Annotated in this window: 12 protein-coding genes and 1 pseudogene; 9 read left to right on the forward strand and 4 right to left on the reverse strand. The window is 63.7% G+C overall.

Annotated elements, in window-relative coordinates:
- Window positions 1-161 precede the first annotated feature (161 nt).
- The 6 genes and pseudogenes from P9255_RS09295 to P9255_RS09320 all read left to right on the forward strand — a co-directional run bounded on the left by P9255_RS09295 (window position 162) and on the right by P9255_RS09320 (window position 5,299).
- Window positions 162-1,190 carry a toxic anion resistance protein gene (locus tag P9255_RS09295; protein ID WP_309767281.1) on the forward strand — a complete coding sequence of 343 codons (1,029 nt, stop codon included), beginning with the start codon at window positions 162-164 and terminating at the stop codon, window positions 1,188-1,190.
- Window positions 1,191-1,214: 24 nt separating this feature from the next.
- Window positions 1,215-2,000 carry a VWA domain-containing protein gene (locus P9255_RS09300; protein ID WP_309789401.1) on the forward strand — a complete coding sequence of 262 codons (786 nt, stop codon included), beginning with the start codon at window positions 1,215-1,217 and terminating at the stop codon, window positions 1,998-2,000.
- 14 nt (window positions 2,001-2,014) lie between these two features.
- A pseudogene (locus P9255_RS09305) lies at window positions 2,015-3,052 on the forward strand (DUF475 domain-containing protein).
- A gap of 32 nt (window positions 3,053-3,084) precedes the next feature.
- Window positions 3,085-3,750, forward strand: coding sequence for a TerD family protein (locus P9255_RS09310; RefSeq protein ID WP_309768208.1), 666 nt, complete (start codon window positions 3,085-3,087; stop codon window positions 3,748-3,750).
- Window positions 3,751-3,812: 62 nt separating this feature from the next.
- Entirely contained in the window at window positions 3,813-4,673 is an 861-nt protein-coding gene (locus P9255_RS09315; protein ID WP_309789402.1) for a hypothetical protein, read from the forward strand.
- Entirely contained in the window at window positions 4,670-5,299 is a 630-nt protein-coding gene (locus tag P9255_RS09320) for an HAD-IB family hydrolase (protein ID WP_309767277.1), read from the forward strand. The genes P9255_RS09315 and P9255_RS09320 overlap by 4 nt, the downstream gene beginning before the upstream one ends.
- Before the next feature lie 3 nt (window positions 5,300-5,302).
- Here the strand turns inward: P9255_RS09320 and P9255_RS09325 are convergent, their stop codons facing one another.
- Both P9255_RS09325 and P9255_RS09330 read right to left on the reverse strand, forming a co-directional pair.
- On the reverse strand, window positions 5,303-6,688 hold the full coding sequence (locus P9255_RS09325) for a sensor histidine kinase (protein WP_309789403.1): 1,386 nt from the start codon (window positions 6,686-6,688) through the stop codon (window positions 5,303-5,305).
- Entirely contained in the window at window positions 6,678-7,355 is a 678-nt protein-coding gene (locus tag P9255_RS09330) for a response regulator (RefSeq protein ID WP_309767274.1), read from the reverse strand. The genes P9255_RS09325 and P9255_RS09330 overlap by 11 nt, the downstream gene beginning before the upstream one ends.
- Before the next feature lie 163 nt (window positions 7,356-7,518).
- Between P9255_RS09330 and P9255_RS09335 the strand changes: the two genes are divergently transcribed.
- Genes P9255_RS09335 through P9255_RS09345 form a run of 3 tightly spaced genes read left to right on the forward strand, consistent with a single transcriptional unit; the run spans window position 7,519 to window position 10,235 of the window.
- Window positions 7,519-8,553 (forward strand): ABC transporter substrate-binding protein, encoded by a 1,035-nt coding sequence (locus P9255_RS09335; RefSeq protein WP_309789404.1) that lies wholly within the window; start codon window positions 7,519-7,521, stop codon window positions 8,551-8,553.
- Between the two features lie 8 nt (window positions 8,554-8,561).
- On the forward strand, window positions 8,562-9,350 hold the full coding sequence (locus P9255_RS09340; protein WP_309767272.1) for an ABC transporter ATP-binding protein: 789 nt from the start codon (window positions 8,562-8,564) through the stop codon (window positions 9,348-9,350).
- 24 nt (window positions 9,351-9,374) lie between these two features.
- On the forward strand, window positions 9,375-10,235 hold the full coding sequence (locus P9255_RS09345; RefSeq protein WP_309767271.1) for an ABC transporter permease: 861 nt from the start codon (window positions 9,375-9,377) through the stop codon (window positions 10,233-10,235).
- Window positions 10,236-10,311: 76 nt separating this feature from the next.
- Here the strand turns inward: P9255_RS09345 and P9255_RS09350 are convergent, their stop codons facing one another.
- Window positions 10,312-10,974 carry a hypothetical protein gene (locus tag P9255_RS09350; protein WP_309789405.1) on the reverse strand — a complete coding sequence of 221 codons (663 nt, stop codon included), beginning with the start codon at window positions 10,972-10,974 and terminating at the stop codon, window positions 10,312-10,314.
- 649 nt (window positions 10,975-11,623) lie between these two features.
- Window positions 11,624-13,894 carry a multicopper oxidase domain-containing protein gene (locus tag P9255_RS09355; protein ID WP_309767267.1) on the reverse strand — a complete coding sequence of 757 codons (2,271 nt, stop codon included), beginning with the start codon at window positions 13,892-13,894 and terminating at the stop codon, window positions 11,624-11,626.
- Between the last annotated feature and the right edge of the window lie 20 nt (window positions 13,895-13,914).

Consider the following 13,914-nt stretch of genomic DNA (forward strand, 5'->3'; position numbering starts at 1 on the left):
TGCGTCGCCGCCGAACAATTCAGCATTTCTGGCTCAAAGTGTCTCCGCTCTTGCGATTCCCTTTCGTCCATCGTCCAATGCCGCCTTCTATCCGCGTAATTCAGAGGCGTTTTACGCGCGGTTCGATCAGCATGACTGAAAAGAACAACGAGATAAGAACGATGAAGCCACTATTCGGCGAGAGCCGCGAGGCCCGCGCCCCGGCCTCGCGCGACGATGCCGCCGTCGCCAAACTCCTGACGGAGGATGAAATTCACGGCCTCGGCGCGAAAGCCGGCGAGCGCGTGGCCGGCCTGTCCCAGCGCATCCTGTCGGAGGTGCGCGCATCCGACGCCGACCAGTTTGGGGCGAAGCTCAACGAACTCATCGTGACCGCGAAGGGTCTCGATCCGGCATCGCTGGGAAAGCGCGGCATCGCCGGGCGCATCGCGGCAATGTTCCGTTCAACGAAAGAGCGCCTGCTCGCGCAATTCGATTCGGTCGAGAAGCGCATCGGCACGCTCGTCATCGAACTGGAAAGCAACGCGAACCGGCAAAAGCGCGATATCGCCGAGCTCGACCAGATGTACGCCGACAACTACGACACGTTCCGTCAGTTCGAAGACGCGCGCGCGCTCGGTCAGGCATCGCTCGAAGCGTATCGCGCGGTGCTTGCAGAGCCGCACGAAGCCGCCGACGCCTTCGCCGCGCAACGCACGATGGACCTGCGCCGCTGCGCGAATGCGCTGGAACAGAAGATCGACGACCTGTCCCGCGCCATGCTGATGTCCGAACAGCTTGCGCCGCAGATTCGACTCGAGCAGGACCACAAGCGCACGCTCATTTCGAAGTTCGCCACCGCGAAGACGGTGTTGATTCCCGCCTGGACCAATGCGTTCTCGCTCTACATCAAGCAGTTGAGCACGAAGAAAGCAGCCGATCTCGTCAACGCCACCTTCGATGCCGCCGACGCCGCGCTCCGCGCGCAAGCCGACCAGTTGCACGCGAACGCCGGCGCGGTCGCCACGCTGGGGCAACGGCCGGTGATCGCCACCGAGACGTTCCAGTACACGCAGCAAAAGCTCTTCGATGCAATCGACGAAATGTCGAAGATCATCGAAGACGGACAGCGGCGGCGTCGCGCGGACGAGCCGCGCCTGCGCCAGCTGGAACGCGACTTCGTCGCCCGCTTCAACGACGCAAAGAATTAAAGACGCCCTATCCAAAAGGCCAAGATGAGCACCATCAATCTGCACAAGCCCGCGCTGGCAAGCCGTGGCGAAACCGTATCCATCGTCCTGTCCAAACGCAGGCTGCCGCGTCCGCCCATCGTGCGGGTCGCGGCCGCACTCGATATTTCCGGCTCGACACAGCCGCTTTACGACTCCGGCGTGATTCAGGAAACGCACGACCGGATGCTCGGCATCGCGATGAAGTTCGACGACAACGGCGAAATCGATACCTGGACGTTCACCGAAGGCTTCGATCGCCTGCCGACGGCCACGCCCGAAAACTATGGCAGCTACATCACCGAGCACGTGCTCGGAAACAACGGCATTCGCAAGTGGGGCGGCACGATGTACGCGCCCGTCATGGCCGATATCGTCAACTTCTTCTTCGCGCCGCCGGAATCGCCGCAAGCGAAGCCGAAGGACAAGCGCGGCTTCTTCGCGCGGCTCTTCAGCGCGCCGGGCGCTGCGCCCTCGCCGCTGCCCGCGGAGCCCGCGAGCACGATGCCCGCGTGGGTGCTCTTCGTGACCGACGGGCAAAACACCCCACGCGATCGCACGGATGTCGAAACGCTGCTGCGCGATACGCGCAAGTTCCCGATCTACTGGTCGCTCGTCGGGGTGGGCGATCCGCGCGAGTTCACCTTCCTTCGCGACCTCGCGAACGACTTCCCGAACGCAGGCTTTCTGCATCTCGAATCGCTCGATATACCGGATCAGCAGATCTACGAGCAGCTCATCACCGAGGAATTCTGCGACTGGGTTCGCGGCAGGGAACAACCGCGCGCCTGACCCGCGCTCAACGCATCCTCCAGGCATTTCGACTCAAGCTCCAACATGAAACTCTTCAAGATCCGCTCGCGCTGACGTTCATCGCGCTCGTGGCCGCGCTCGCGATCGGCGGCGTCAAGGACATGATCCTCGTCGCCGTGCTGTGCATTCTGGAAATATCGCTCTCGCTCGATAACGCCGTCGCCAACGCAGCCGTGCTTCGCAACTGATCGCAGAAATGGCGCGACCGCTTCATGACCTATGGCCTGCCGCTCGCCGTGTTCGGCATGGGCCTCGTGTTTCCGTTGCTGATCGTGTGCATCGCGGGGCATATCGGCTTCATCGAAGCCGGCAGGCTCGCGCTCGAAGCGCCGCAGCAATACGCGGCCATCCTCACGTCCGCGCATCACGAAGTATCGGCATTCGGCGGGGCGTTCCTGCTGATGGTCTTCTTCAAGTTCATGCTCGATACCGACAAGGACGAGCACTGGATCGCCATCATCGAGCGGCCCCTGACGCGCCTCGGACGCCTCACCGCAATCGAAACCGCGCTCACGCTCGCCGTCATCGCGCTGGTGTCGCTGCAATTGCCGGAAGGCGAGCGCGCGTCGTTTCTCTTCGCAGGCGGCGGCGGCGTGATCGGGTTCATCGTCGCGCACGGCATCGGCGATCTCGTCGGCGGTGATGAAACCGGCGAGCGCGTCGTGCGCGAAGGCGTCGCGGGCTTCCTCTATCTCGAACTGCTCGATTCGTCGTTCAGTTTCGACGGCGTCATCGGCGCGTTCGCGCTGACGAACAACGTGTTGCTCATTGCGCTGGGACTCGGCGTCGGCGCGGCCTATATCCGCCAGATGACGCTGATCCTGCTGCAGAAAGGCACGCTCGCGCAGTATCGCTTCCTCGAACACGGCGCGTTCTGGGCCATCGGCGCGCTCGCGGTCATCATGCTTTGCGTCACGGTGGACGTTCCCGAAGTCGTCACCGGCCTCATCGGCGCGTTCACCATCTGCGTGGCCGTGGTGAGCTCGATCATCGTGCAAAGGCGCGAACAGGCAGCCGCATCGTCGCACTAACCACTCATCGATAAAGCATCAACATCATGTCAATGATCAATCTGTCCAAAGGCGGACGCATCAACCTGTCGAAAGAAGCGCCCAACGCGACCCGGTTCAAGGTCGGGCTCGGCTGGGACGCGAACGCGACCGACACCGGCAACGACTTCGATCTCGACGTCTCCGTCTTTCTCTGCGACTACGACGCGGAGAACAACCCGAAGCTGATTTCGCAGAAGCACTTCATCTTCTACAACACGGAGATCCGCACGCTCGACCGCCAAACGACGTTCTTCCAGCCCGGCGACGAATGGCCGCGCAAGGGCATGTCGGCGTCGGAGTGTCTCGGCGTCATTCATAGCGGCGACAACCAGACCGGCAGCGGCGGCGGTGACGACGAAGTGCTTTTCATCGACACGAAGAAGCTCGATGCGGCCGTGAATGAAATCTCGGTGGTGGTCACCATCGACCGCGCGCAGGAGCGCAAGCAAAACTTCGGGCAAGTGCGCAACAGCTACATCGCCATCTCCGAAGAAGAATCGGGCAAGGTGCTCGCGCGCTATGCACTCGAAGAGGACTTTTCGATGGAAACCGCCGTGCAGGTCGGCAGCTTCTATCGCCGCGACGGGCAGTTCATGTTCAAGGCCGTGGGCATGGGCTACAACCGCGGACTCGCGGACTTCGTGGCGGCCTATGGCGGCCGTGTGGACCGCGCCTGATCGATAAGGCCAACGGGCATCGCCTGACGCGATGCCCCTGATTTCGCGTATGAGAAGCCTGCGTGTCACGCGATAATTTCCAGCCCCGGCCGCTCGATTTCGGCGACGCGCGTCCGGAACCGCGCGTGCTGCGGTTCCCGGAAAAGAGACCCGCCGAACCGCCGCAAGTCGCCGCGCCACTATTCGACGAACGCAGCGCGCGCAAGCCCGCGCCGCGCGGCGAACCGGGACGCGCGCTCTTCGGCGAAAGCGGTCACCCGCTGCTCGACCGTTGCTTCGAACTCGCGATGCAGCGATTTCCCGAGCTGTATCCGAAGCATCGGGCGCGCATCGAACGCGCGATCCGGCAGTTGATGCCGCCGAGCGTGGAGAGCGCGACATCCATCGCCGATGCGCCGCTCAGGGCTTGCGGCGAATCCGTCGAAGCGCTCACGCGCATGACGCGCGACTTCGCCGACCTCGACGCGGCCGGTATCATGGCCAGCTTGCTCGATCGCGCCACGCAGAAGCCGGGGCTGATGAACCGCATCGCCGGCCGATACCTTGGCGTGCGCGAGCCCGAGCCGGATTACCGCGCCGCCCTCACGACGCTCAAGGTTTCGCTGCAGTCGTTCTCCGCGCGCATCGACGCGTTGCAGAAGACCGTGATGCAGGCGCGCGAAGGGCTCTGCATCGGTCTTGCGGCCCTGTGCGCCGTTGCCGATGTTGACGGCGAGCCGAACGACGCGACCGCGTCCAATGCGCTTTACGACCGCCGCGCGATCGTGCAGCAGGCGTTTCAGCAACTCGAACTGCTCGCGCTTCAGGCGCGCGGCTTCGAAGCCGAAATCGTCAACCTGCTGTCGCGCACCGATCAACTGATGAACGTGACGCTGCCCGCCGCGCTCGCGGCCCGGCAGACCACCAAGCACACTTTCCGATGACACGACGCGCAAGAACCATCGCCGCATTCGATTTCGACGGCACCATCACCACGGGCGACAGCCTGAAGGCGTTCGTGGTTCACACAGTCGGGATGGCACGATTCCTGGCGGCAGGCGCGCTCGCCGGGCCGCAAATGCTCGGCATGGCCGTGGGCACGTGCGACCGCGGCACGGCCAAGGCCGCCTTTCTGCGACACGCGTTGCGGCGCATCCCGCGCGCCGAACTAGAACGCGCAGCGCGCACCTTCTGCACGGCGCGCCTGCCCGCGATGATCCGCCCCGAGATGATCGAGCGGGTCAACGCGCATCGGGCGCTCGGACATGAGATCGTGCTCGTGAGCGCGTCACCGTCGTTATATCTGCGGATATGGGCGTCGGAGATGGCGGGCATCGGCACGTTGCTCTCGACGCAACTCGAACTCGACGATCGCGGCTTCACGGGCCGTTTCATCGGCCGGAATTGCTGGGGGCCGGAGAAAGTGGCGCGGCTCCAGGCATGGTGGCGCGACGATCCGCCCGCGAAACTCTTCGCCTATGGCGACAGCCGTGGCGACAAGGAAATGGCCGAACTGGCGCATGTCGCGTGGATTCGCGGAACCGGCCCGCTGCCGCCGCTCGCCCCCTGACAATCACGCCGCCGCGAACTGCACCGCCACGATCACGCCGCGCCCCGAAGGCTCGCTTGCCGTGATCGAAATTTCACCGCGATGCGCCTGCACGATCTCACGGGCGATCGCGAGTCCGAGCCCGGTGCCGTCCGTTTCCGCCGACGCGCGATAGAACGGCTCGAACACGCGGCTGCGCGCTTCGGCCGGTATGCCCGGCCCGTCGTCGGTGACGGCGAGCGTCACCCGTTCGCCCTCTCGCGCCACCGCGACAGTCACATGCCCGCCCGATTGCGTATAGCGCACGGCGTTTTCCGTCACGTTGAACACGAGCGCCGCAAGCAATCCCTCGTGACCGATGATCCACGCCGCATCGCCCAGTTCCGCGCCGAGATCGATGCCGCGCTTTTGCGCAACCAGCGCGAGATCCTCGACCACATCCTTTGCGATGCCGGACAAGTCCGCCTTCTGCGTGGCGAGCTGCGTGTAATCCGCCGCTTCGGCCTGGGCGAGCAGCAGCAGCTTGTTGGTCAAGCCGACCATCGAACGCGTACTGCGCTGCATCGCGGCGAGCGCTTCCGAAAGCGACGGCGTGAGCGGGCGATGCTGCCGCGCATATTGCACCTGCGTCTCGAGCACGGTCAGCGGCGTGCGAAGCTGATGCGCCGCATCCGCGATGAAGCGGCGCTGCGCCGCCACCTGCAGGCCGAGCCGCGCGATGCACTGATTGATCGCGTCGACGATAGGCCGCAACTCCGCATGCAAGCGCTCGACCCGCAGCGGCTCGAGCTGCATCGGATCGCGGTCCATCACCTCTTCCTTGATCTTCAGTAGCGGGCGCAATTCGAACGTCAGGCCGATGCACGCCAGCGCCACCGCGAGCAACACGATCTCGATCTGCCTCACGAGCTGGGGACGCCACAGCTCGCGCACCATCGCATCGCGCGATGCCTGCGTCTTGCCGACCGATACGAGCACGCGGCGAATCGACCCGTTGTCGTACATGCGGCGCACATAGCCGATCACGCGGATGGACGCGCCGTGCAAGGTCGCGTCGTAGTAGATGGGGGTATCGTGCGTGGCCGCCTCCGCCGCCGCGCGGTTCGACGGGAAATCCGGCAGGCCCGCGAGCAGGCGGCCATCGTTGACGCTGACGTGGTAATAGACCTGATCGCCATGAGGCGACGCAAACACTTCGAGCGCCGCTGGCGGAACGTTGACGCGCAACATGCCGTCCGACCACTCCACTTCGCCCGCGATCATCCGCGCCGATGCGAGCAGCGTGTTTTCCTGCAGGAGATCGGCCGTGTGGCGCGCGTTGTCGTACGCGGCCTTGCCCGTCACGAACACGTACAGCGCGAGCGGCACGAGCAGCCACCACAACAGGCGAACGCGCAGGCTATTGGTCATCGTCCTTCTTTCGAAGCAGATAGCCGAGCCCGCGCAAGGTCACGATCGCAGCCGAACTGCCGTCGAGTTTCTTGCGCAGGCGCGACACATAGATTTCGAGCGCGTCCTCGCTCGGCTGATGCTCATGCGTGAAGATGGCATCCAGCAGCGACGCCTTCGAGACCGTCTTGCCGAGCCGCAGCACCAGCGCCTCGAGCACGCTGCGCTCGCGCGGCGTCACGTTGAGCGGCGCGCCTTTCAACGCGAACTGGCGCGTGTCGATATCGAACACCAGATCGCCGCACGACACTTCGTTCGCCGTCGCGGCGCTGCGCCGGCGAATCATCACCTTCACCCGCGCAATCAGCTCGCGGACTTCGAACGGCTTGACGAGGTAATCGTCCGCGCCCGCGCCGAGCAGCTCCACTTTCTCGTCGATGGAACCGCTCGCCGTGAGGATCATCACCGGAGTCGCGTCGCCGCGCTGGCGCATCCGCCGCAGCACGTTCTTGCCGGAAAGCCGCGGCAGGTTGAGATCGAGCAGCACGACGTCGTAGTGACTGGCGCGCAGCAGTTGATCGGCCGCTTCGCCGTCCTGCACCGCGTCGAGCGCGAACGCCTCCTGTTCCAGCATCTTCGCGAGCCAGAGCGAAAGCGTCGGGTTGTCTTCGATCAGCAGCAGCTTCATGCCGCGCGATTGTAGGGCGTCTCGCACATGCGCGATGCATCGGGTTAACACCCATGCTCCGGCGCCGGCTCAGAAAGCTGGCAGAAGGTTTGGCGTTCCTATAATCGGCGCACACATTCGAAAAGCGGGCCGCGCACGACGGCCCATCTCAAGGAGACACCCCATGCGTACTCTGCGCCAGATCGCTGGCTTGACCGGTATCGCTTTTGCGCTTGCCGCCGCTTCCGTGTCCGCTCACGCGGAAAAAATATCGATCATGGTCGGCGGCGCGACCAAGATCATCTATCTGCCCGCCAAGCTGACCGAGCAACTCGGCTACTTCAAGGACGAAGGGCTCGACGTCGAAATCCTCTCGCAGCCTGCTGGCGTTGACGCCGAGAACGAACTGCTCGCGGGCGCGGTGCAAGGCGTGGTCGGCTTCTACGATCACACCATCGACTTGCAGAGCAAGGGCAAGGAAGTGCAGGCGCTCGTGGTCTTCGGTCAGGTGCCGGGCGAAGTGGAAGTGGTCTCGACCAAGGCTTCGGCGACGCTCAAAAGCATGGCCGACGTCAAGGGCAAGACGCTCGGCGTGACGGGCCTCGGATCGTTGACGAGCTTTCTCACGCAATACCTCGCGCAGCGCGCGGGCGTGACGTCGAAGGAATACACGCTGCTGCCGGTCGGCGCGGACAACAGCTTCATCGCGGCGATCAAGCAGGAGCGCATCGATGCGGGCATGACCACGGAACCGACGGTTTCGCAACTGCTCAAGACCGGCGACGCGAAGGTGCTGGTTGACATGCGGACCATCGAAGGCACGCGCGCCGCGCTCGGCGGCACGTACCCGGCGTCGAGCTTCTATGTGCAGCGCGCGTGGGCCGAGTCGCACAAGGCGGAGGCCGCGAAGCTATCGCGGGCGTTCGTGAAGACGCTGAACTTCATCGCGACGCATAGCGCCGAGCAGATCACCGAGAAGATGCCGAAGGATTACTACGCGAAGAACAAGGACCTCTACGTGGCCGCGCTGAAGGCCTCGCTGCCGATGTTCACGAAGGACGGCAAGATGCCGGCCGATGGCCCGGACACCGTGCTGAAGGTCCTGGCAGCGTTCAATCCTTCGGTCAAGGGCAAGCATATCGATCTCGCGCGCACCTATTCGAACGAGTACGTGTCGGGCGCGGCGATGGCGTCGGCATCCGCATCGGCCACCAAATGAGGCCGGCGATGAACCCGACACGACAACCCGCCATCGAGCTTCGCAACGTTTCCTGCCGCTTCATTTCGCCCGATGGCCGCGCGACCGTCGCGCTGCGCGACTTCAGCATGTCGGTGGCGAAAGGCGAGTTCGTCGCGATCGTCGGTCCGACGGGCTGCGGCAAGTCCACGACGCTCGGCATGATCACGGGCCTGCTGAAGCCGACCACCGGCGAAGTGCGCGTGATGGGCGCGCCCGTCGATGGCATCGATCCGCGCATCGGCTTCGTGTTTCAGGCCGATGCCGTGTTTCCGTGGCGCTCGGTGCTCGACAACGTCGCGGCGGGGCCGCTCTATCGCGGCCGCTCGAAGTCCGCAGCCTACGACGAAGCGAACGAATGGCTGCGCCGCGTGGGCCTCGACAAGTTCGGCAAGCACTATCCGCATCAGTTGTCGGGCGGCATGAGAAAGCGTGTGGCGCTCGCGCAGACGTTCATCAACAAGCCCGAAATCCTGCTGATGGACGAGCCGTTCTCCGCGCTCGACATGCAGACGCGCACGCTGATGCAGGACGAACTGCTGCAGCTCTGGTCGGCGAATGCGGGATCGGTGGTGTTCGTCACGCACGATCTCGAAGAAGCCATCGCGCTTGCCGACCGCGTGTTCGTGCTGACCGCGCGGCCCGCGACGCTCAAGAAGGTCTACGAGATCGACTTGCCGCGTCCGCGCATCACGTCGGAGATTCGGTATCACCCGCGCTTCATCGAAATTTCACGCGATATCTGGCACGACTTGCGCGAAGAAGTGCAAATCGGCTGAACCCGTCCGAAAGGAACCTCGAACATGTCAACACCTCAACAGACGATGCCCGCGGGCATCGACGCCGGCGCGCTGGCGCAAGTCGAACGCGAGGCGCAACGGCGCATCCGGCAGCGTCATGCGCTCGTGATCGGGCTGCGCATCGCGGTGCTGGTCATCGTGCTCGGCGGCTGGGAACTCTCCGCCCGGCTGCACTGGATCGATCCGTTCTTCTTCTCGATGCCTTCCGCAATCTATGAACAGATCGTCGAATGGTTCGTCGACGGCACCTCGCAAGGACCGTTGCTCACGCAAGTCTGGGTGACGCTCGAAGAGACCGGGCTCGGCTTCATCATCGGCTCGGTGGCGGGCGTGGTCTGCGGCATCGTGCTCGGGCGCAACAAGCTGCTGTCGGACGTGTTCAGCATCTACATCAAGATTGCGAATTCGATTCCGCGCGTGGTGCTCGGCTCGGTGTTCGTGATCGCGCTCGGCCTCGGCATGGCGTCGAAGGTCGCGCTCGCCGTCGTGATGGTGTTCTTCGTCGTGTTCGCCAATGCGTTCCAGGGCGTGCGCGAAGCGGACCGCTACATGATCGCGAACGCGCAGATTCTGGGCGCATCGCGGCGGCAAGTGACGACCTCGGTGGTCATTCCGTCGGCGCTCTCGTGGATTCTCGCGAGCCTGCATGTCAGCTTCGGCTTCGCGCTCGTCGGCGCGGTGGTCGGCGAATTTCTCGGATCGAAGCAGGGCATCGGGCTGCTGATCTCGACGGCGCAAGGCGCGTTCAACGCGAGCGGCGTCTTCGCGGCGATGATCGTGCTCGCGGTCGTCGCGCTCGCGGCGGACTACCTGCTGACGGCGGTCGAGCAGAGGCTCTTGAAGTGGCGGCCTGCTGCTACCTGACACGCTCGCTGCTGTTCCAAAAGCAAAAACCCCACGCGCGGCGCGTGGGGTTTTTTGTTTTCTGAAGGACGCCGGATCAGGCGCCCGAATCCGCTTTCATCTGCTTTTCCCAGCCGAACGCGTGAACCTCGGACACCGGCCGGTCTGTCGCGACGACGCCGCGCAGTTCGCCGGGCATCGGCAACAGAAGGCCATGCCACGTTGACGATGCCGCGCCCTCGCCGCACCCTGCTCTTTGCCTCGCGATATGCGCCGCTTCGACGAGCGCGATCTGCGCGCCCCGTGCGCCCGGCGCATCGACGCTGAGCCCGATTCCCACGTCGGCGGACGCCACCGCCATCACGATCCAGATGCCCGAGTACGACACATCGACGCCCACGCTGCGCTCACCGGCCGCGTCCTTCACGACGATGCGCTCGTCGGGCGCATCCTCCACGCGCACTTCCTGCGGGCGGCATCCGAACATCTGCGATACGACGAGCCGCAGCGTCGCCCGCGCGACGCCGAAGCGGCGGCCGATCGCCGAGTTGGGATAAAGCCGCGCGCGCCTGCGCTCCGCGACGCTCAGCCAGCTTCCGATATTCGACGCCGACGCGAAGCGGAATTCGCTCGTGATGAGCCACAAGCCAATTTCGCCCTCGGCGGGCGGCTTGTTGACGGTGCGCGACTTGGCGAGATCGTGGAAATGCCACGGAACGTTGTCCGCGAATTCCAGCGGCAGGGAGACCGGGCCCTGCATCACGCATTCGGTCCCGCTGAAACGACGATTTGATGCGGCATGGCGGCGCTCCTTCGGTTGTTCTTTGGACGATGTGCGCCCCGGGCGGACAACTATCGATTCTCGACAATGAATTCTTAAGAAATGCTTAGGCGCATGGGATAGCTCCGAAGTGGAGCAGGGAGAAGCCTGAAGGGTCACGCCTTGGTGGCCGTCGATTCGTGCGCCGTCGAATGCCGCCGCTGCATGGCCGCACCGGCCGATCAGGCGGAATCGACAGAGGAATGGTTCGACTCGAAGCGATCTTTTTGCGCGACCGCCGCCGACCGGTCGTGCGCGAAATATGCCGTTCGTCGCAGTGCAGCCGGCGTGCCGGCGTGCCGACGGGCCGCTTAAGCGCTCTGCGAGCAAGCACACATTCAAGGTGATTGCTACGTAAAGCCGCGTGAAGCGGTTCGCAGGCGGCATCGCGAAGGCGGTGGCCGAATCGTGCTAGACGTCGAAGGAATCTTTCGAATGGAAGTTGTGCTCGCCGCAGTTCTGCTCATCGGCATGACCGTGTGCATCGATGTCGCCGCAGACGAAGCATCTGACGTTGAACGAAGCAAGCGGCTCATAAAAAATGCGCCCGCTGCCTGGTTCGCAACGGGTGCGTATCAGGCGTCGTTCATCACCGCTTCGCGTAGTCCTTCGACGAGCACAGCGAAGCGGACAACGCAAGCTGCGTCTCATCGCGGCCGGCGAGCTTCGCAAGCCAGCGGCTCGCATCCTTCGTCATCGCGGTGATCGGCGCGGTCACGCCACGCAGATAAGCCGTCGTCGGCGACACGATGCTCACGTTCTCCATCATCCCGCGATCCTCGTGATCGAGGATATGACAGTGCATCACGAACTCGCCGGTGAAATCCTGATAGATGGTACGCATTTCGAGCGTATAGCCGGCTTTCAGGAAGAGCGTGTCGCGTATGACGCCCTGCAGGTTGCAGTACTCCGTATCGGCGCCCTCGTCCGCGATGCATCCGCCATTGCCGTTGAAGATGGATTTACCCGCGCCGTTCCTGATGTCCATGATCTTGAACGGATTCGTATGGATGTGGAACACGTGCGTAGCAAGCGCTGAAGCCGATACATTCCACTGGTCGATGTTGCCGAGCACGCCCGTATAGCCGATCTCGTCCGGCTTGTACGCTTTGCCGCTGATCAGAAAAAGCGCCGGTGCGGGGAAGGTCTGCGGCACGATCTGGAACTGCTTCTCGACCACGTTCGCCACTTTGCCATCGACGGGAATCGTCGGTGCGAACGCGCGCAGCGTGAGCGACTGGAGATCCGACTTCGCCGGCTGCGCGAGCGCCGGATTGGCGGCGACGAGCTGATCGCGAATGTACTGCCAGTACTTCGAATGATTGCCGACGGTCGTGTCCGGAATGTTGACGCCGGGGCCCACGCGAGCCAGCGACAGCAGCCGGCGATCCTTCACCTTCGTCGCGTTCGTGCGGAAGTTGATGGTCGCGGAAGCATCGGCGGCTTCATCGAGGATGCAGTACAGCCCGGGCCGGGGAAAAGCCACGAGTACGTCGCTGCGGTAGCCGGGGTTCATCGAGTTGACGTCTTTCTCGACCATCGCGGACATCGTGATGCCGTCCTCCGCGAACTCCAGTTGCTTGACCACTTCGCCGCTGCACAGTGAATCGAGCGTCAGGGTCTGCGACGACTTCGTACGATTCCTCGCAAGCGCGGATGCCGCCGCGCTCGTCGCCGTGTTGACCTGCGCCGCCGACAGCGATGGCGAATCCGCGAGTCCGAGCGCCGAAAGATTCGCGCGCACGATCTTCACGTTGATGGTGTCGCGATTGCCGCCGTGCACCATGCGCAGGCGGCGGACATCGCCTGCGGGCACATAGCCGATCGCGCTAGGAAATACGGGCTGCACGACGCCATTGATCTGCGTATAGCGGCCCGAGATGATCCACGTTGAATTGAGCTGGCCCGTGTGACCCGGCCGCGGATCGGGGATGAACCCGAGCTGGTTGTTATAGCCGCGAATCTCACCGACGCTGCCTTGCGGGCAGACCCATTCGGCAGTCGTCGGATCGGCGAGAGGGACATCGGAAGTCGCGTTGCTGAAGCAGCCGTATTCGATCTGCTGGAACAGCATCACATGTTCGCGCAGGGGCAGCGAGAGCAGGAACAGCCGGCGACGCAGGATCGTATCGATATCCGCGCCGCCGTTGGTCATCCCTGGTTTCGCTTGCCGCGAGCCGCGCACGATCAGCACGCCGGCCATGCCGCTCGCGACATCGATTGCCGTCGATCCATGCAGATGCGCGTGATACCAGAACGTGCCGGACGGATGATCGGCGGGCAGCCTGAAGCTGTAGTCCTGCGACTTGCCCGGCAGCACGGTGAGCAACACGTTATCGGCGTTGCCGGATGGCGATACGTGAAAGCCATGCGTGTGCAAGTTCGTGTTGTTGTAGCAATGCGGCGTCGAATGATCGGGATTGTCGGGGCAGTTCGACGGCGGATCGTTTGCGCCGAGCGTGTTCCTCAGCGAGACCTTGAGCGTTGCGCCTGGCTTGATGCTGATCGTCGGGCCGGACGGGCAGCCGTTGTACGAACGCATCGAGACCGTGTCGAACGAATCGGTCGATGGGTTATAGATCCGGTAACTGGCCTTCTGCACCTTCAGCGTGACCGATCCCGAATTGCCTGACGGATTCAATCCCTGCAGACATTGCAGGCGCTGAAGAACCGACGACAGACTGCCTGGCGTGGAGACGGCGGAATTATCGGTGGATGCCTCGGACTCGTCGCTCAGATCGCTGAACGAACGCGCCGTCAGCGACGTGGTGCTTTGTGCAACGCCCGGCGTCGGGACTAACACTAAGGTGAACAGCATGGCCAGCCCCATCCTGACGACCATGTGGACGCGCGTTTTCATGTCCTCTCCTTGCACTGTCG

This window comes from Caballeronia sp. LZ019 (genome assembly GCF_031450825.1).
GTDB lineage: Bacteria > Pseudomonadota > Gammaproteobacteria > Burkholderiales > Burkholderiaceae > Caballeronia.

Coding starts and splice junctions, on each gene's coding strand:
- P9255_RS09330 (WP_309767274.1), bottom strand. CDS start 7,355: ATGAAGCTGCTGCTGATCGAAGACAACCCGACGCTTTCGCTCTGGCTC.
- P9255_RS09300 (WP_309789401.1), top strand. CDS start 1,215: ATGAGCACCATCAATCTGCACAAGCCCGCGCTGGCAAGCCGTGGCGAA.
- P9255_RS09350 (WP_309789405.1), bottom strand. CDS start 10,974: ATGCAGGGCCCGGTCTCCCTGCCGCTGGAATTCGCGGACAACGTTCCG.
- P9255_RS09340 (WP_309767272.1), top strand. CDS start 8,562: ATGAACCCGACACGACAACCCGCCATCGAGCTTCGCAACGTTTCCTGC.
- P9255_RS09320 (WP_309767277.1), top strand. CDS start 4,670: ATGACACGACGCGCAAGAACCATCGCCGCATTCGATTTCGACGGCACC.
- P9255_RS09335 (WP_309789404.1), top strand. CDS start 7,519: ATGCGTACTCTGCGCCAGATCGCTGGCTTGACCGGTATCGCTTTTGCG.
- P9255_RS09325 (WP_309789403.1), bottom strand. CDS start 6,688: ATGACCAATAGCCTGCGCGTTCGCCTGTTGTGGTGGCTGCTCGTGCCG.
- P9255_RS09310 (WP_309768208.1), top strand. CDS start 3,085: ATGATCAATCTGTCCAAAGGCGGACGCATCAACCTGTCGAAAGAAGCG.
- P9255_RS09295 (WP_309767281.1), top strand. CDS start 162: ATGAAGCCACTATTCGGCGAGAGCCGCGAGGCCCGCGCCCCGGCCTCG.
- P9255_RS09355 (WP_309767267.1), bottom strand. CDS start 13,894: ATGAAAACGCGCGTCCACATGGTCGTCAGGATGGGGCTGGCCATGCTG.
- P9255_RS09345 (WP_309767271.1), top strand. CDS start 9,375: ATGTCAACACCTCAACAGACGATGCCCGCGGGCATCGACGCCGGCGCG.